Here is an 18,860-nt window from a genome sequence, read left to right on the forward strand (position 1 = left end):
CGGCGGGCAGGCATGGAATCCGCGATATCCGCGTTCGAAAGGCGTTCCTCCCGTGGCCCGACGGGATGGCGCGTCGTGATGACGAAAGGTGACCACGAGCATGGCGCAAGCTTACGTTGGCCAGAAGCGTATCCGCCGTTACTTCGGCAAGATCCGCGAAGTCCTCGAAATGCCGAACCTCATTGAGGTTCAGAAATCTTCTTACGACCTGTTCCTGCGTTCGGGCGAGGGGCAGCGTGCCTCCGACGGCGAAGGCATCCAGGGCGTTTTCCAATCGGTATTCCCGATTAAGGACTTCAACGACACCGCGGTGCTTGAGTTCGTGAAATACGAACTGGAAAAGCCGAAGTACGACGTTGAAGAATGCATGCAGCGCGACATGACCTATGCTGCGCCGCTGAAAGTCACCCTGCGTCTCATCGTATTTGATGTGAACGAAGACACCGGTGCGCGCTCGGTTAAAGACATCAAAGAACAAGATGTCTACATGGGCGACATGCCGCTGATGACCGCGAACGGGACCTTCGTGGTCAACGGCACCGAGCGTGTCGTTGTCAGCCAGATGCACCGCAGCCCCGGCGTGTTCTTCGATCACGACAAAGGCAAAACCCACTCCTCGGGCAAACTGCTGTTCGCCTGCCGCATCATTCCCTACCGCGGCTCCTGGCTGGACTTTGAGTTTGACGCCAAGGATCTGGTGTTCGCACGTATCGACCGTCGCCGCAAACTGCCGGTGACGACCCTGCTCTATGCCCTTGGCATGGATCAGGAAGCGATCATGGACGCCTATTACAACACCGTGTCCTACCGCTATGAGCGCAACCGCGGCTGGGTCACGAAGTTCTTCCCCGAGCGTGTGCGCGGCACCCGCCCGACCTATGACTTGGTTGATGCCGCTTCGGGCGAAATCATCCTGAAAGCGGGCGACAAAGCGACCCCGCGTATGGTCAAAAAGTGGATTGATGAAGCTTCGATCAAGGAACTGCTGGTTCCCTTCGATCACATCATCAACAAATTCGTCGCAAAAGACATCATCAACGAAGAGACCGGTGAGATCTGGGTCGAAGCCGGTGATGAGCTGACCTGGGAACTCGACCGTGACGGCGAAGTCAAAGGCGGCAGCCTGAAGACCCTGCTCGATCAGGGCATTCTTGAGCTTCCGATCCTCGACATCGACAATATCAACGTCGGTCCCTACATCCGCAACACGCTCGCAGCCGATAAGAACATGGGCCGCGATGGCGCGCTGATGGATATCTACCGCGTGATGCGTCCGGGTGAACCGCCGACCGTTGATGCGGCGGCCTCGCTCTTTGACACGCTGTTCTTCGATTCCGAGCGTTATGACCTCTCGGCGGTCGGCCGCGTGAAAATGAACATGCGCCTCGACCTCGATGCGCCGGATACCCAGCGTACGCTGCGCCGCGAAGACATCATCGCCTGCATCAAGGGCCTTGTTGAACTGCGCGACGGCAAGGGCGAGATCGACGACATCGACCACCTCGGCAACCGTCGTGTGCGTTCGGTCGGCGAGCTGATGGAGAACCAGTACCGCGTTGGTCTGCTGCGCATGGAGCGCGCGATCAAAGAGCGTATGTCCTCGGTTGAGATCGACACGATCATGCCGCAGGACCTCATCAACGCGAAACCGGCGGCGGCTGCCGTTCGTGAATTCTTCGGCGCTTCGCAGCTGTCGCAGTTCATGGACCAAACCAACCCGCTGTCGGAAGTCACCCACAAACGCCGTCTCTCGGCGCTTGGCCCGGGTGGTCTGACCCGTGAGCGTGCGGGCTTTGAGGTTCGCGACGTTCACCCGACCCACTACGGCCGGATGTGCCCGATTGAAACGCCGGAAGGTCAGAACATTGGTCTGATCAACTCGCTGGCCACCTTTGCCCGCGTGAACAAATACGGCTTCATCGAGACCCCGTACCGCAAGGTGATCGACGGCAAAGTCACCGACGAAGTGATCTATCTCTCGGCCACCGAAGAGATGCGTCACACCGTGGCTCAGGCCAACGCACAGCTTGATGACACCGGCGCCTTCGTTCAGGACCTGGTCTCGACCCGTAAAGCGGGCGAGTTCATGCTGAACCCGTCGGAAGCCGTGGATCTGATCGACGTTTCGCCGAAACAGCTGGTTTCGGTCGCAGCATCGCTGATCCCGTTCCTTGAAAACGACGACGCTAACCGCGCTCTCATGGGCTCGAACATGCAGCGTCAGGCCGTTCCGCTGCTGCAGTCGGACGCTCCTTTCGTCGGCACCGGCATCGAGGGCGTTGTGGCCCGCGACTCGGGTGCGGCGATCATGGCGCGCCGCGGTGGTATCATCGACCAGGTGGACGCGCAGCGTATCGTTGTGCGCGCAACTGAGTTCCTGGAACCGGGCGAAGCGGGCGTGGACATCTACCGTCTGCGCAAGTTCAAGCGTTCGAACCAGTCGTCCTGCATCAACCAGCGTCCGATCGTCAAAGTGGGCGATACCGTTCAGCGTCACCAGGTGATCGCGGATGGTCCGTCGACCGATGGCGGCGAGCTGGCACTGGGCCGTAACGTGGTCGTCGCGTTCATGCCCTGGAACGGCTACAACTACGAAGACTCGATCCTGATCTCCGAGCGCATCCTGCGCGACGACGTCTATACCTCGATCCACATTGAGGAATATGAAGTCGCCGCCCGTGATACCAAGCTTGGGCCGGAAGAGATCACCCGCGACATTCCGAACGTCGGTGAAGAAGCGCTGCGCAACCTCGATGAGGCCGGCATCGTTTACATCGGTGCCGAAGTGCAGCCGGGCGATATCCTCGTCGGTAAGATCACCCCGAAGGGTGAATCGCCGATGACCCCGGAAGAGAAGCTGCTGCGCGCCATCTTCGGTGAAAAAGCGTCCGACGTCCGCGATACCTCTCTGCGTCTGCCGCCGGGTGCCTATGGTACCATCGTCGAAGTCCGCGTCTTCAACCGTCATGGTGTGGACAAAGACGAGCGTGCTCTGCAGATCGAGCGTGAAGAAGTTGAGCGTCTGTCGCGCGACCGTGACGACGAACTCGCGATCCTTGAGCGCAACATCTACTCGCGTCTCAAGACCCTGATCATGGGCAAGACGGCTGTCAAAGGCCCGAAAGGCATCCGCTCGGGTTCCGAGATCAACGACGAGCTGCTCGGCACGCTCTCGAAAGGTCAGTGGTGGCAGCTTGCCGTTGCTGAGGAAGATCTGGCCAAGGAAGTTGAAGCGCTCAACGAGCAGTTCAACCACCAGAAGCGTCAGCTCGACCACCGCTTCGAGGACAAGGTTGAGAAGGTCCGTCGCGGCGACGATCTGCCTCCGGGCGTGATGAAGATGGTCAAAGTCTTCGTCGCGGTGAAGCGTAAGCTGCAGCCGGGCGATAAGATGGCAGGCCGTCACGGCAACAAAGGCGTTGTCTCGAAGGTCGTGCCGATGGAAGACATGCCGTTCCTTGCGGATGGCACCACGGTTGACCTGGTTCTGAACCCGCTCGGCGTGCCGTCGCGTATGAACGTCGGTCAGATTCTTGAAACCCACATGGGCTGGGCTGCCCGTGGTCTGGGGATCAAGATTGATGAGGCGCTGCAGGACTACCGTCGCAACGGCGACCTCACCCCGGTGCAGGAAGCCATGCGCATCGCTTATGGCGATGAGACCTACGACGAGAACTTCACGGATATGGGCGAAGAGTCCTTCCTGGAAAGCGCTCAGGCCGTCACCCGTGGCGTTCCGATCGCAACTCCGGTTTTCGACGGCGCGAAAGAGGCCGACATCAACGACGCTCTGCGTCGTGCGGGCTTCGATCAATCGGGTCAGTCGGTGGTCTTCGATGGTCGTTCGGGTGAGCAATTCGCCCGTAAGGTCACGGTTGGGGTGAAATACTTCCTCAAGCTGCACCACCTCGTCGACGACAAGCTGCACGCCCGTTCGACCGGTCCGTACTCGCTCGTCACGCAGCAGCCGCTGGGTGGTAAGGCGCAGTTCGGTGGTCAGCGTCTGGGTGAGATGGAAGTCTGGGCTCTCGAAGCTTACGGCGCCGCTTACACCCTGCAGGAAATGCTGACCGTGAAGTCGGATGACGTCGCTGGCCGGACCAAGGTCTACGAGTCGATCGTCAAAGGCGAAGACAACTTCGAGGCAGGCGTCCCGGAATCCTTCAACGTTCTTGTGAAGGAAGTCCGTGGCCTCGGCCTGAATATGGAACTCCTGGATAGCGAGGAGGAGTGAGGGCGTAAGCGCCCTCACTTTCCCCCTTCCCTTAATTAAGGATTCAAGATGAACCAGGAACTCACCCACGGCGCCTCGCCCTTCAACCCGATGGCGCAGCCGAAGACCTTTGACGAGATCAAGGTCTCGCTGGCTTCGCCTGAGCGGATCCTGTCGTGGTCGTATGGCGAAATCAAAAAGCCGGAAACGATCAACTACCGGACCTTCAAACCCGAGCGCGACGGTCTGTTCTGCGCCCGGATCTTCGGGCCGATCAAAGACTACGAATGCCTCTGCGGCAAATATAAGCGCATGAAGTATCGCGGCGTTGTCTGCGAGAAATGCGGCGTGGAAGTCACGCTGCAAAAAGTGCGCCGCGAACGTATGGGCCATATTGAGCTGGCATCGCCGGTTGCTCACATCTGGTTTCTGAAGTCGCTGCCGAGCCGTATCGGCCTGATGCTCGACATGACGCTGCGCGATCTTGAGCGCATCCTCTATTTCGAACACTACGTCGTCATTGAGCCGGGTCTGACCGACATGACCTATGGTCAGCTGCTGACCGAGGAAGAATTCCTCGACAAGCAGGACCAGTGGGGCGCTGACAGCTTCACCGCCAATATCGGCGCTGAAGCGATCCGCGAAATGCTGTCGATGATCGATCTGGATGCGACCGCGCAGACCCTGCGCGAAGAGCTGAAAGAGGCCACCGGCGAGCTGAAGCCGAAGAAGATCATCAAGCGTCTGAAGGTCGTTGAGCATTTCCTCGAGTCGGGCAACCGTCCTGAGTGGATGATCCTCACCGTTCTGCCGGTGATCCCGCCGGAACTGCGCCCGCTGGTTCCGCTCGATGGCGGCCGTTTTGCGACGTCGGATCTCAACGACCTCTATCGTCGTGTGATCAACCGCAACAACCGTCTGAAGCGCCTGATCGAGCTGCGTGCGCCCGATATCATCGTGCGCAACGAGAAGCGTATGCTGCAGGAAGCTGTGGACGCGCTCTTCGACAACGGCCGTCGTGGCCGCGTCATCACCGGGACCAACAAGCGCCCGCTGAAGTCGCTGTCGGACATGCTGAAGGGTAAGCAGGGTCGCTTCCGTCAGAACCTTCTAGGTAAACGCGTCGACTTCTCGGGTCGTTCGGTCATCGTGACCGGGCCTGAGCTGAAGCTGCACCAGTGTGGTCTGCCCAAGAAGATGGCGCTCGAGCTGTTCAAGCCGTTCATCTACTCGCGTCTTGAGGCGAAGGGTCTGTCGACCACCGTCAAACAGGCGAAGAAGCTGGTCGAAAAAGAGCGTCCCGAGGTTTGGGATATCCTTGATGAGGTCATCCGTGAGCACCCGGTTCTGCTGAACCGCGCACCCACGCTGCACCGCCTCGGGATCCAGGCCTTTGAGCCGCAACTGATCGAAGGCAAAGCGATCCAGCTGCACCCGCTCGTCTGCTCGGCGTTCAACGCTGACTTCGACGGTGACCAGATGGCCGTTCACGTGCCGCTCTCGCTGGAAGCCCAGCTGGAAGCCCGCGTTCTGATGATGTCGACGAACAACGTTCTGTCGCCGGCCAACGGCGCACCGATCATCGTTCCGTCGCAGGATATGATTCTGGGTCTCTACTACGTCACCATGAACCGTAAGGGCATGGTCGGCGAAGGCATGAAGTTCCGTGATCTCGATGAAGTTGAGCATGCGCTGCAGGCCGGGGAAGTGCATCTGCACGCCTCGATCACCGCGCGGATCAAGCAGATCGACGAGCATGGCAACGAAGTCTGGAAGCGCTATGAGACGACCCCTGGTCGTCTGCGTCTGGGCAACCTGCTGCCGCTGAACGCCAAAGCACCGTTTGACCTGGTCAACCGCGCGCTGCGTAAGAAAGACGTCCAGAGCGTCATCGATACTGTCTACCGTTACTGCGGTCAGAAAGAATCGGTGATCTTCTGTGACCAGATCATGACCCTGGGCTTCAAAGAAGCATTCCGCGCCGGTATCTCGTTCGGTAAGGACGACATGCTGATCCCGGAAAACAAATGGGACATCGTCAACGGCGTTCGCGATCAGGTCAAAGAGTTCGAACAACAGTACATGGACGGCCTGATCACTCAGGGCGAAAAGTACAACAAAGTTGTCGACGCCTGGTCGAAATGCTCGGACGCTGTCGCAGGCGAGATGATGAAAGAGATCTCGGCCGTGCGCTACACCGATGAAGGTGCAGAGCAGGAGCCGAACTCGGTCTATATGATGTCGCACTCCGGTGCGCGGGGTTCGCCTGCGCAGATGAAACAGCTGGGCGGGATGCGCGGCCTGATGGCCAAGCCGAACGGCGAGATCATCGAGACGCCGATCATCTCGAACTTCAAAGAAGGTCTGACCGTTCTCGAGTACTTCAACTCGACCCACGGTGCCCGTAAGGGTCTGGCAGATACCGCTCTGAAGACGGCGAACTCCGGTTACCTGACCCGTCGTCTGGTTGACGTGGCACAGGACTGCATCGTGCGTTCGCTCGACTGCGGCACCGACAAGTTCATCACTGCGGAAGCAGCCGTGAACGATGGCGAAGTCGTGGCGCCGCTCTCTGAGCGTGTTCTGGGTCGTGTGACCGCAGAGGACGTGATGGATCCGGCAACCGGCGAAGTGCTGCTGGCCAAAGGCGTGCTGATTGACGAGCGCAAGTCGGATGCGATTGACGCAGCCGGTGTTGCAAGCGTCAAAATCCGTTCGCCGCTGACCTGTGAAGCCGAAGAAGGCGTCTGCGCGACCTGCTATGGTCGTGACCTTGCGCGCGGCACCATGGTGAACACCGGCGAAGCGGTCGGTATCATCGCGGCACAGTCGATTGGTGAGCCGGGCACCCAGCTGACCATGCGGACCTTCCACATTGGTGGTATTGCGCAGGGTGGCCAGCAGTCGTTCCTCGAAGCTTCGCAAGAGGGCAAGATCGAGTTCCGCAACCCCAACACGCTGGAAGCCGCCAATGGCGATCTGATCGTGATGGGCCGGAACATGTCGATCGCGATCATCGACGAGAACGGTCAGGAACGTGCAGTGCACAAACTGACCTATGGCTCGAAGCTGCACGTGCGCGAGGGTGATGCGGTCAAACGCAACGCCAAGCTGTTCGAATGGGACCCCTATACCCTGCCGATCATCGCCGAGAAAACCGGTGTGGCACGCTTCGTTGACCTCGTGGCAGGCCTCTCGGTCCGCGACGAGACCGATGATGCAACGGGGATGACCCAGAAGATCGTGACCGACTGGCGCAACGCGCCGCGTGGGTCGGATCTGAAGCCGGAAATCATTGTTATGGACCCGGCAACCGGTGAACCCATGCGCAATGATCAGGGCAACCCGGTCAGCTACCAGATGTCGGTGGACGCGATTCTCTCGATCGAAGACGGTCAGGAAGTCAAAGCCGGTGACACTCTGGCTCGTATTCCGCGCGAAGGTGCCCGGACGAAGGACATCACCGGGGGTCTTCCCCGCGTGGCAGAACTCTTCGAAGCCCGTCGCCCGAAGGATCACGCCATCATCGCAGAACGCGATGGCTACGTGCGCTTCGGCAAGGACTACAAGAACAAGCGCCGCATCACGATCGAGTCGGCTGACGACAAGACCGAGTCGGTTGAATACATGGTGCCGAAAGGCAAGCACATCCCGGTGCAGGAAGGCGACTTCGTGCAACGCGGTGACTACATCATGGATGGCAACCCGGCGCCGCACGACATCCTGCGCATCCTTGGGGTTGAGGCTCTGGCCAACTACCTCATCGACGAAGTGCAGGACGTCTATCGTCTGCAGGGCGTGAAGATCAACGACAAGCACATCGAGGTGATCGTTCGCCAGATGCTGCAGAAGATCGAGATCCTCGACTCGGGCGAAACGACGCTGCTGAAGGGCGAACAGGTCGACAAGACCGAGCTGGAAGAAGAAAACGCCAAGGTCATCGCGCGCGGTGGTCGTCCGGCTTCGGGCGAACCGGTCCTGCTCGGGATCACCAAAGCTTCGCTTCAGACCCGCTCGTTCATCTCGGCGGCCTCCTTCCAGGAGACCACCCGCGTCCTCACCGAAGCTTCGGTTATGGGCAAACGCGACAAGCTGGTCGGCCTGAAAGAAAACGTCATCGTCGGCCGTCTGATCCCGGCCGGTACCGGTGGTGCCACCAGCCGCGTGAAGCGCATTGCGGGCGAGCGTGACCAGAAGGTCATCAACGACCGCCGCGCCGAAGCCGAAGCGGCAGCCGCTCTGGTTGCACCGAGCGACGGCGACGCAAACTGATCTTTGAGATCACATGGAAAGCCCCGGCCCCCGCCGGGGCTTTCTGCTTTTGTGGCCGCCTTTCGCGGGATAACGATTTTTCACGGGCTCTTGAGGGGGCTGTCTCAGGCTTGCTAATTTCCGGGCAAAACGGCACTGATCCTTATGACAAATCGCACGGCACTTCTGATCGCCCTTGGGGTGAGCGCACTTCTTACCCTGGTGATCGCCTTTTTGACCCTGGCGCCGGTCTCCGGCCTGCCGGGGGTGAAGGTCAGTGACAAGGTTTACCACGCCTTTGCCTTCGCCTCGCTGGCCTTTCCGGTCACCGTGGTGCGCCCGCGCTGGTGGGCGGCGGTGGTGCTGGTGAGTGCGGTCTATGGCGGGGTTATCGAGATCATTCAGCCCTTTGTCGGGCGCAGCATGGATATCCGCGACTGGCTGGCGGATATTCTGGGCGCCATCCTTGGGGCAGGGGCGGGGGTATCCGTCTGGTATCTGTTCGGACGCCGCCTCAAACTGCGCAGCGCCTTAGGCCAGCGCGCGCGCCAGAACTGATCTTCTGTCCGCACGGACTAGAGGGCGTGCAGCGCGCGCAGGCTGTCCGTGCGCAGTCGGCCCAGTTCGCGCAGCAGGGGCGTTGGCACCTCATCCGGCCCGGTCTCGCTGTCGCCGCCGCGGGTCAGATCTTCGAGGGCCACCAGCGCTTCGCACAGTGCCGTCAGCCCGAAGACCGCCGCCGCTCCGGCGAGTTTATGGGCGGTGCTGGCGATCTCAGGTCCCGGCGGCTGCGGTTCAGAGCTGATGAGTTCCAGCCCGGTGTTCAGTTCCGCCTCAAACCGCGCCCTGAGGCCGTCGTAGACATCCTTGCCAAGCGCCGCCGCCATTTCCCGCGCTGTCGCCTCCTCGATGAGGGCGCGTGCCGTCAGGGCCACGGCCGCTTTGGCCGGGGCGGCGGGCAGATCGGGGACCCGGGCGGGCGCTTTAGTCCGCGGCCCGTAATCGCGCAGCAGGTTCCGCAGCGCCTGTCTGCGCAAAGGTTTGGTCAGGCTGCGCGCGATACCGCTGTCGGCAAAGCGGCGCAGATCTTCGGGCCTTGCATGGGCGGTCAGCGCCACCACGGGTGTCGTTGCATTCGCCCCGCCCGCCCGACGGATCCGGCAGGTCGTCTCTACTCCGTCGAGGCCCGGCATCGAGATATCCATCAGGATCAGATCAAAGCTTTCGAGGCCGCAAAGCCTCAGGGCCTCATAGCCGGTCTCCGCCTCGGTCACGCTGTGGCCATCGGCCTCCAGCATGCTGCGCACGACGAAGCGGTTGATCGGATTGTCTTCCACCACCAGCACCGAAAGCGGTCGCACCTGATAGCTGTCGATTTTGGCGGCAGGCGCGGCCAGGGCCTGGACCGCCGGGGGCAGGGGCAGGATCAGGCGAAAGACGCTGCCCAGCCCGGGCACGCTTTCCGCCTCAAGACGGCCGTCCATCAGGGTGGCCAGACGGCGCGAGATGGCAAGCCCCAGCCCGGTGCCCTGAGTTCTGCGGTTGTATTCGGTGTTGAGGGTGACAAATTCGTCAAAGATGCGCGACATATCTTCGGGCGCGATGCCGATGCCGCTGTCGCGCACCTCAAAGACCGCAAGGCCCTCGGTGTCGCGACAGGCTTTCAGGGTGATCTGGCCGTCGCGGGTGAATTTCAGCGCATTGCTGACCAGGTTCAGCAGCACCTGATGCACGCGGTTGCCATCCCCCATGACCAGCGCAAGGCTGTCGTCGCGCAGATCCAGCGCGAGGCGGTTGCCATCCCGTGCCGCCACGCCCTGCTGGGCATGAGCGATGTCACGCATCAGCGCGCAGGCGTCAAAAGGCGCGCAGCGCAGCTGGGTGCGGAAGGCATCCATGCGCGCGATTTCCAGCACATCGTTCACATGGCCCAGCAGCTGCTCGGCAGATTTGCGGATGACGCGGTCATACTGGCGCCGCTGCGCCGGGGGCAGCTCGTCGTCAATCAGTTCCAGCGTGCCCAGAATGCCGTTCAGCGGCGTGCGCATTTCATGGCTCATAACGGCAAGCAGCTCATCCTTGGCCTTTTCGCCCGCCAGCGCACGGTCGCGGGTCTCCACCAGCGCGGCCTCTGTGGCCAGCCGATCCGAGATATCGCGCAAAAAGCAGATCCTGAGGGGGCCTGCGTCACTCTCAATGGCGGTGAGGCTGCATTCCGCCGGAAAGCTGCTGCCTGTGCCGCGCCGGCCCCTGACCCGCACCAGGCGGGCGCCGGGGCGGGGCAGGGCGGCGGGATCGCTGCTGCCCTCCTCAGGGCCGAGAAAGCGTGAAACCGGCAGGTCCTCAAGCTCTGCCGCCGGCAGCCCGAAAAGCTGCAGCGCCGCGTCATTCGAATCCACGATACGCCCGGTGGTGTCGACGACCAGAATCGCATCCTGTGAGGCGGTGATAATGGCGCGGACCCGGGCATGAGCGGCGCGCACACGGCGGTTTTGCAGCTGCGCCTGCCGCACCATCCGAACCAGAGCCAGCACAACCAGCAACAAAGCAAGCAGCAGCGCCGCACTTGAGGAGATCAGCCGCACCAGCGTCACCCGCAGCGCCTCCCGCTGGGCATCGCCGCGGATCGTGCGCTGTTGCAGGCTGCGCAGCGTCAGGTCACGCAGCAGCGGCCGCAGCTTTTCAGCGGCGGCAAGCACATTGGGCGCAGCTTCGCTCAGCGCCGCGTCCGAGCCGTCAAAAAGCGCCTCCGTGCGGGAGAGAAAGGCCCTCGCGGCTTCGATGCCACCGCGAATTTCCGGCAGATCCAGATCTTCGGGGTAGAAAGGCATCACCTCCATCAGGCGGATGCGCGAGTAAAAGATGTCATAGCGGCGGCGAAATTCCGCGGTGCTGCCCTCGCCAAAGCGCACAGACTGCGCTGATTGGATCAGCTGCAGCAGCTCCATATCGGGCTGCGACAGGCTCCACTGCGCATTGGCCGAGCTGGCCCGTGCAAGGTTCTGAATCTCATCGCGTACATCCCGCGCGAGCAGCAGAAGCATCAGAACCGCGCCCAGCAGCACGACCAGCGCCAGCCGCACCAGCCACTGCCGCAGCCGTACTACGGGGGATTGCATCAACCGGCCTGCCCTTCGGCGGACGGGCTTTGCCATTCCAGCCGCGTCAGCTGCCAGATGCTGCGGATATAGCTGACTTCACTGCGATAGGCCGGAACCTCATCGAAGGGATAAATCAGCCACAGCGGCCCGCGCTCGCGCAGCGACAGCACCTGGCCGTCGATCTCCATGGCCAGAATCGGCCCGCCGGGCACGCCTTCACTGACCGGAACCGGGATCGAATAATCATTGACCGCCCGGGCGGTGAAATTCCCGTCGCTCAGCCCGAGGGTGGTGACAAGGCTGTGCAGAGAGGGGCCGCGAAAACGCTGCGGTTGCCCGGACCAGGGCGTGCCGCTGGTGAATTCAACCTCGCCCATCGCCTTCAGCATCGCGCGGTCAAAGACGGCCCCTTCGGCGCTGTTGCGCCGCGGCAGCGCGCCGGTCACGGTCAGAATGACGTCGCCCTCAGGGTGGGGCAGCGCGGCAGCGGCCTCTGCGCTTTTGCCACCGGCTGCATGCAGCGGCAAAGGCAGAAGGCTCATGCCAAGGATCAGGCTGCGCCGGGTAAGTTCGGGCAAGGCGGGGCTCCGTCGTTCTGAATTTCCCTGCCCACAAAGCAGCTTCGGGCGGTTTGTCACAGGCTAAACATCAGATTGGCGCAGGGAAAGTCATCAAAAGCATGGGATGCGCCTTCACAGCAGGCCTGCTTTCCTGTAGAACCCCCTGTGGGTGCCAGCGTCCTCGTGCCCCGGCAGGGAGGCCGGGAAGTCAGGGCCAGTGCTCCATGACCGGGCCTATATATTACATGGCAGGCCCCTTTTACGCGAAAGACGCTGATGACGCTTCCCGATCTCGCGGCCCCTTTGGCCGCCGCTCTTGCATCCAAGGGCTACGAAACGCTGACCCCCGTACAGAATGCCGTTCTGGGTGACGATTATGCCGGCCGCGACCTGCTGGTTTCCGCCCAGACCGGCTCGGGCAAAACCGTGGCCTTTGGTCTCGCCATCTCGCCGGAACTCCTGACCGGTGATCTGGCGATTGCAGGCGCCCCGCGCGCCCTGATCATTGCCCCGACCCGTGAACTGGCCCTGCAGGTCAGCCGTGAGCTTGAGTGGCTCTATGCCGAAGCCGGTGCGGTCATTGCGACCTGCGTGGGCGGCATGGACCCCCGCAATGAGCGCCGCGTTCTTGAGCGTGGTGCCACGATCGTCGTCGGCACTCCCGGCCGTCTGCGCGATCACATCGAACGCCGCTCGCTGGATCTGTCGGAACTGCGCGCTGCCGTTCTCGATGAAGCCGATGAGATGCTGGACCTCGGCTTCCAGGAAGACCTTGAGTTCATCCTCTCGGCCGCTCCGGAAGACCGCCGCACGCTGATGTTCTCGGCCACCGTCTCGCGTGAAATCGAGAATCTGGCCAAGAACTACCAGAACGATTCCATGCGCGTTCAGGTCAAATCGGACACCAAACAACACGTCGACATTACCTATCAGGCAATGTCGGTACGTCCGCGCGACAAAGAAAACGCGATCATCAACCTGCTGCTGATCCAGCAGGCCCGTGTGTCGATCGTCTTCGCGAAAACCCGCGCAGCCGTGACCCATCTGCATGCCCGTCTCGCGAACCGCGGCTTCAAAGTCGTGGCCCTCTCGGGTGAGCTGAGCCAGGCAGAGCGGACCCACGCCCTCCAGGCCCTGCGCGATGGCCGCGCTCAGGTCTGCATCGCGACCGATGTGGCCGCCCGTGGTATCGACCTTCCGGGTCTGGATCTCGTGGTTCACTTCGATCTGCCGTCGAACCCGGAAACCCTGCTGCACCGCTCGGGCCGGACCGGTCGTGCGGGCTCGAAAGGCACCGCCGTGCTCGTCGTGCCGCCGGCGGACTTCCGCAAAGCGACCCGCATCCTGCAGGGCGCCAAGGTTGATGCGGAATGGACCTCGCCGCCCACCGCCGAAGAAGTTCAGGCCGCCGATGACGCCCGTATGGTCGGCTCGGACATCCTGCTCGCTCCGGTGACCGAAGAAGAAGCCCCGCTGGTCGAAGCGATCCTCGGCGTCTCCTCGCCGGAAGCCGCTGCCGCTGCCTTCCTGCGCATGTGGCGTGCCGGCCGTTCGGCTCCGGAAATCGTCGGCGATATCGCTCCCCCGGCGGCAAACTCGGAAGCCCGCGCCCCGCGCGAGCGTCAGGAATTCGGCCCCTCGGTCTGGTTCTCGCTCTCGGTTGGCCACGAAGGCCGCGCCGAAGCCCGCTGGCTGCTGCCGAAAATCTGCGATCACGGCGGCATCACCCGCAATGACATCGGTGCCATCCGCGTCCAACAGCGCGAAACCTATGTCCAGATCGCCGACAACGTCGCCTCGAAATTCGGCGCCACCGCCGAGATCGACGACGGCCTGCTGCTGACCCGTCTCGACGAGGCCCCGAACCTTGAGCGCGCCCCGCGCCCGGCGTTCAAATCCTCCGATCGTCCCCAGGGTCTGAACCGCAAGCCGTTTGACCGTGGCGACCGCGAAGACCGTGGTGAGCGCCGCGAGCGCGCGCCCCGTCGCGACGACGAAGGCGGCGAGCGCCGCAGCTTCAAGCCGCGCGCCATGGAAACCGGCGACGCCGGCTACCGCGCCCGCCCGGCCCGCGAAGACGGCGACCGCAAGCCCTATGGCGAGCGCAAATCCTTCGGTGACCGCCCCGAGGGCGACCGCAAACCCTATGGTGAGCGCAAGCCCTTCGGCGAGCGCAAATCCTTCGGTGATCGTCCCGATGGTGACCGCAAACCCTTCGGTGAGCGCAAATCCTTCGGCGACCGCCCCGATGGCGACCGCAAGCCCTGGGGCAAGCGCGAAGACGGCGACCGTAAGCCCTTCGGCAAGCGTGAAGACGGCGATCGCAAACCCTTCGTGAAACGCGAAGACGGTGACCGCAAGCCGCGCAGCGCAAAACCGGCCTTCGGCGCAGACAGCCGCCCGGCCCGCGCCCCGGCCCCGCGTCCGAACTTCTCGGACCCGAGCCAGTCGCTGCGCAAGCCGCGCAGCCCGAAAGGCCCGAAGCGCTGATAAAAGACAGGCCCCGGAGATCATCTCCGGGGCCTGCTTCATTTTGGCTTTTAAAAATACTCCGGGCGGGGTCCGGGGAGGGCAGGGCCCACCCCGGCGCTCTCCGGAAAAACCGCCCTCAGACGTTCAGCAGCAGATGCTCCCGCTCCCAGGGCGAGATGACCTGCTGAAACTCTTTATACTCATGCCGCTTCACCGCCGCATAAAGCGCCACGAACTCCGGCCCCAGCACCTCGACCAGCGCCGCATCCTCCTCCAGCAGATCAATCGCATCCGAGAGGTTCAGTGGCAGTTCATCCTCGCCCATATAGGCGTTGACCGTGCATTCCGCCCGCGGAAGTTTCCCCTCCTTCAGCCCCAGATAGCCACAGGCCAGGCTCACCGCGATGCCGAGATAGGGGTTGCAGTCCATCCCCGCCAGACGGTTCTCCACCCGCCGCGCCTCGGGGCTTGCGATCGGCACCCGCAGCCCGGTGGTGCGGTTATCACGCCCCCACTCCAGGTTGATCGGAGCCGCAAAATCCGGCACATAGCGGCGATAGCTGTTCACATAGGGCGCCAGCAGCGCCACACCCGCAGGCAGGTGGTTCTGCATCCCGGCGATGAAATGATGAAAGGCCGGAGTCTCATCTCCGTTCGGGGCCGAGAAGATATTCTGCCCGGTTTCAAGATTGACCACCGAATGGTGGATATGCATGGCCGAGCCGGGCTCGCCCTCAATGGGCTTGGCCATGAAGGTCGCAAAACAGTCGTGGCGCAGCGCCGCTTCGCGGATCATCCGCTTGAAGTAGAAGATATGATCGGCCAGATCGAGCGGATTGCCATGCGCCAGATTGATCTCAACCTGACCCGCACCGCCCTCCTGCAAAATGCCGTCGATCTCAAGCCCCATGGCTTCGGCGAAATCATAGATATCGTCGATCACCTTGCCATATTCATCGACCGCCGACATCGAATAGGCCTGTTTCGCCGCCGCCACCCGGCCCGAGCGGCCCATCGGCGGGCGGATCGGCATATTCGGATCCAGGTTGCGGGCCACGAAGAAGAATTCCATCTCCGGCGCCACCACCGGGCGCAAACCCTCGGCCTTATAAAGATCAAGCACCCGGCGCAGCACGTTGCGCGGGGCTGTGGCCACCGGATTGCCGCGCTGGTCATAGGCGTCATGAATGACCTGCAGCGTCACATCGGCCGTCCAAGGCGCTGCCGCCACGGTGCTGAAATCCGGCACCAGGGTCATATCGGGCTCTTTATATTCCTCGTCCCCCCTGGGGGCATCGGCCCATTCGCCGGTGATGGTCTGCAAAAAGATCGAGGTCGGCAGAAAGAAGCTTTTCTGATGCTCAAACTTAAAGGCAGGCATCGCTTTGCCGCGGGCCACCCCGGCGATATCGGGGACGATGCATTCGACCTCATCGAGGCGGCGTCCGGCGATATAGTCCTTTGCCGCATCGGGCAGGGTGTCAGTCCAATCCGCCATCTTTCATGCCTCCTGCAGGGCCGCACGCGGTGCGCGGAAGAATTCCCCGATGCGCGCGGCCAGCATCCCGCGGTCAAGGTCATCGGTCAGTGCCGCCTCTGCACGGGTCAAAAGCTCGGGCGGCACGCTGCCGGATTTATACTGCTCAAGCATCAGGCCGATGAAGCTTTGATCAAATTCCGGATGGGGCTGCACGGTCAGCATGCGGTCGCCATAAAGCAGGGCGGCGTTCTGGCAGAACTCTGAACAGCCGATCACCTCGGCACCCGGCGGCAGCTCCACCACCTGATCCTGGTGCCAGGCGTTCAGCCCGATCTTTTTACCCTCAAACTCATAGGTCTGACGGCCCACCGACCAGCCACCGCTGAATTTTTCAACACGGCCGCCCAGGGCCTGGGCGATAATCTGATGGCCAAAGCAGATGCCCACGGTCGGCACCGAGGCCGCATAGGCCTCGCGGATAAAGGCCTCAAGCGGGGGGATGAAGGCATGGTCCTCATAGGCACCGTGGCGCGAGCCGGTCAGAAGCCAGCCGTCGCAGTCCTGCACAGAGGTCGGAAACTCCATATCCACCACGGACCAGGTGCGGAATTCAAAGCCCTGACCGGCCAGAAGTTTCATGAAAAGCGAAGGGAAATCACCCGCCCGTTCCCGAATGAATTCGGTAACATGGCCGGTCTGCAGGATGCCAATAAGCATGATATTCTCGGGTTGAGGAGCGGCTCATGCTAGCCCGCGCCCGCGCCTCCGGCAAGGGGGAGGGCTTTCCCTTCGGCGGCAGGCTTTGTTAGATGGCAGGACCCAGAAGGACTGCGCGATGAACCTGCTTTATGCCAATGACCGGCCCGGTCACTACCCCGCCTCCTATTATGCCGCCAGTGCCACAGAGGCGCTGCCGGTGGAGATGCTGCAGGGCGAAGAGCGGGCGGATGTCTGCATCATCGGCGCGGGCTATACCGGGCTTTCGGCGGCGCTGCATCTGGCAGAGCGCGGCCGCAAAGTCGTGGTGCTGGAGGCCCATCGCGCGGGCTGGGGGGCCTCGGGGCGCAATGGCGGTCAGGTGGGCTCTGGCCAGCGGCGCGATCAGGACTGGATCGAGGGGCGCTTCTCGCGCGAGGATGCAGCCCGCCTGTGGCAGATTGCCGAAGAGGCCAAGGCGCTGGTGCGCGACCTTGCCGCTGAGATGCCGGGTGTGGACTGGCGCCCGGGCGTGGCCCATGCCTGCCGTCACCCCTCAGAAGTGCGGGAGGCGGCGGCCTATGCCGAAAAGTTGAACCGCGATTACGGCTATGAGGGCATCCGCCCGCTCGACCGGCTGGAAATGGCGGATCTGCTTGGCACCCCGGCCTATGCGGGGGGCGATCTCGATATGGGCGCGGGCCATATTCATCCGCTGAACTTCGCGCTTGGGCTGGCGCATCGGGCGGTCGCGGCAGGCGCGAAGATCTTTCAGCAAAGCCCGGTTGAGCAGGTGGAACCCGGCCCCCTCGCGCGGGTCATCACCCGCACGGGCGAGGTGCGGGCCGAGCAGGTGATTTTCGCCTGCAACGGCTATCTTGGCGGGCTTGAGCCTTCGGTCTCGGCGCGGGTCATGCCGATCAATAATTTTATCATCGCGACCGAGCCCTTGGGCGATCTCGCGCCGCTGCGCCGCGAGATCGCGGTCGCAGATTCGCGCTTTGTGGTGAACTACTGGCGCCGCACGCCTGAGGGGCGCATCCTGTTTGGCGGCGGCGAAAGCTACGGCTATAAGTTCCCCGATCTGATCCGCACGGTCTCAAAGCCCATGCTGGAGGTCTATCCGCAGCTGCGCGAGGCGAAGATCGACTACGCCTGGGGCGGCACTCTGGCGATCACCGCCACGCGCTGCCCGCTGTTCACCAGGGTTCGTCCGGGGATCTGGTCGGCCTCGGGCTATTCGGGGCATGGGGTGGCCATGGCGACCATGGCAGGGCGGATCCTGTCAGAGGCGCTGATCGGGGAAAGTGACCGCTTTGATCTGATGGCCCGGTTTCCGACGCCGCGATTCCCCGGCGGGCAGATGACGCGCCAGCCGGTTCTGGCGCTGGCGATGACCTGGTATGCGCTGCGCGACCGCCTGGGGCTGTAATGAAAAAGGGCCCCGCAGGGGGCCCGATCGTCAGAGTTTTGAAAGTTTCGCCTGGAGTTCGGCAAGCTGCTTTTTGATGTCGCCCAGCTCATCTTTGGAGGTGGCGGGGGCCTCCTGCATCTCAGCGGCGGCGGGGGCTTTGCCACCGGGCCAGCCGCCCATCATGGTCTTCAGGAAGGCTTCCTGCTGGCGCTGAAAGGCTTCAAGTCCGGGCATCGTGGCCATGGGATTGGGCAGCACGCCCAGACCTTCGATCATCTTGGACTGGCTGTCGCGCAGCATCTCAAAGCTGGAGGACAGGAACTGCGGCACCATGCTTTGCACGCCGGTCGAATAGCTGCGCACCAGATCGGTCAGCACATTCACCGGCAGCACCGAATCGCCGCGCGATTCATGCTCGGCAATGATCTGCAGCAGATACTGACGGGTCAGATCGTCGCCGGATTTCAGATCGATGATGGTGACCTCGCGCCCCGCGCGGATGAAACCGGCGATGTCATCAAGCGTCACGTAATCGCTGGTCTCGGTATTATAGAGCCGGCGGCTGGCGTAACGTTTGATCAGCAGCGGTTTGTCGGTCGCGGACATAGTCGCTCTTTCAATATGGTGGTCAGATCTGAGCCTAAGCCAGGGCTGCTGAAATGGAAAGCCCGTT

Annotated in this window: 10 protein-coding genes; 5 read left to right on the top strand and 5 right to left on the bottom strand. The window is 62.4% G+C overall.

The window, feature by feature from the left end; all coding sequences use genetic code 11:
- Nucleotides 1-100: 100 nt before the first annotated feature.
- The 3 genes from rpoB to EG244_RS13020 all read left to right on the top strand — a co-directional run bounded on the left by rpoB (nt 101) and on the right by EG244_RS13020 (nt 9,022).
- Complete coding sequence (gene rpoB / locus EG244_RS13010) at nt 101-4,234, top strand: DNA-directed RNA polymerase subunit beta (protein ID WP_124965425.1); 4,134 nt, start codon at nt 101-103, stop codon at nt 4,232-4,234.
- Nucleotides 4,235-4,282: 48 nt separating this feature from the next.
- A complete protein-coding gene (rpoC, locus tag EG244_RS13015) occupies nt 4,283-8,485 on the top strand; it encodes a DNA-directed RNA polymerase subunit beta' (protein WP_124965426.1) in 4,203 nt (1,400 codons plus the stop codon).
- 144 nt (nt 8,486-8,629) lie between these two features.
- Nucleotides 8,630-9,022, top strand: a complete 393-nt coding sequence (locus EG244_RS13020) for a VanZ family protein (protein ID WP_124965427.1) — start codon at nt 8,630-8,632, stop codon at nt 9,020-9,022.
- A 17-nt stretch (nt 9,023-9,039) separates the two neighbouring features.
- Here the strand turns inward: EG244_RS13020 and EG244_RS13025 are convergent, their stop codons facing one another.
- Together EG244_RS13025 and EG244_RS13030 are read right to left on the bottom strand one after the other, a co-directional pair.
- Complete coding sequence (locus EG244_RS13025; RefSeq protein WP_158617305.1) at nt 9,040-11,583, bottom strand: ATP-binding protein; 2,544 nt, start codon at nt 11,581-11,583, stop codon at nt 9,040-9,042.
- On the bottom strand, nt 11,583-12,143 hold the full coding sequence (locus EG244_RS13030) for an oxidoreductase (protein ID WP_124965429.1): 561 nt from the start codon (nt 12,141-12,143) through the stop codon (nt 11,583-11,585). Before EG244_RS13030 ends, EG244_RS13025 begins: the two co-directional genes overlap by 1 nt.
- Before the next feature lie 258 nt (nt 12,144-12,401).
- On the opposite strand from EG244_RS13030, the gene EG244_RS13035 reads away from it, so the two are divergent.
- Nucleotides 12,402-14,615 carry a DEAD/DEAH box helicase gene (locus EG244_RS13035; protein ID WP_124965430.1) on the top strand — a complete coding sequence of 738 codons (2,214 nt, stop codon included), beginning with the start codon at nt 12,402-12,404 and terminating at the stop codon, nt 14,613-14,615.
- 118 nt (nt 14,616-14,733) lie between these two features.
- On the opposite strand, the gene EG244_RS13040 is transcribed toward EG244_RS13035, so the two are convergent.
- A complete protein-coding gene (locus EG244_RS13040; protein ID WP_124965431.1) occupies nt 14,734-16,095 on the bottom strand; it encodes a glutamine synthetase family protein in 1,362 nt (453 codons plus the stop codon).
- A gap of 3 nt (nt 16,096-16,098) precedes the next feature.
- A complete protein-coding gene (locus EG244_RS13045; RefSeq protein WP_124965432.1) occupies nt 16,099-16,794 on the bottom strand; it encodes a type 1 glutamine amidotransferase in 696 nt (231 codons plus the stop codon).
- A 118-nt stretch (nt 16,795-16,912) separates the two neighbouring features.
- On the opposite strand from EG244_RS13045, the gene EG244_RS13050 reads away from it, so the two are divergent.
- Complete coding sequence (locus tag EG244_RS13050; RefSeq protein ID WP_124965433.1) at nt 16,913-18,205, top strand: NAD(P)/FAD-dependent oxidoreductase; 1,293 nt, start codon at nt 16,913-16,915, stop codon at nt 18,203-18,205.
- A 30-nt stretch (nt 18,206-18,235) separates the two neighbouring features.
- On the opposite strand, the gene phaR is transcribed toward EG244_RS13050, so the two are convergent.
- The gene (gene phaR, locus EG244_RS13055) at nt 18,236-18,793 is read right to left on the bottom strand and encodes a polyhydroxyalkanoate synthesis repressor PhaR (protein ID WP_124965434.1); all 558 of its coding nucleotides are present in this window, start codon (nt 18,791-18,793) and stop codon (nt 18,236-18,238) included.
- Nucleotides 18,794-18,860: the final 67 nt, after the last annotated feature.

Origin of the sequence: Falsigemmobacter faecalis (assembly GCF_003863335.1) — a bacterium.
Classification (GTDB): domain Bacteria; phylum Pseudomonadota; class Alphaproteobacteria; order Rhodobacterales; family Rhodobacteraceae; genus Wagnerdoeblera; species Wagnerdoeblera faecalis.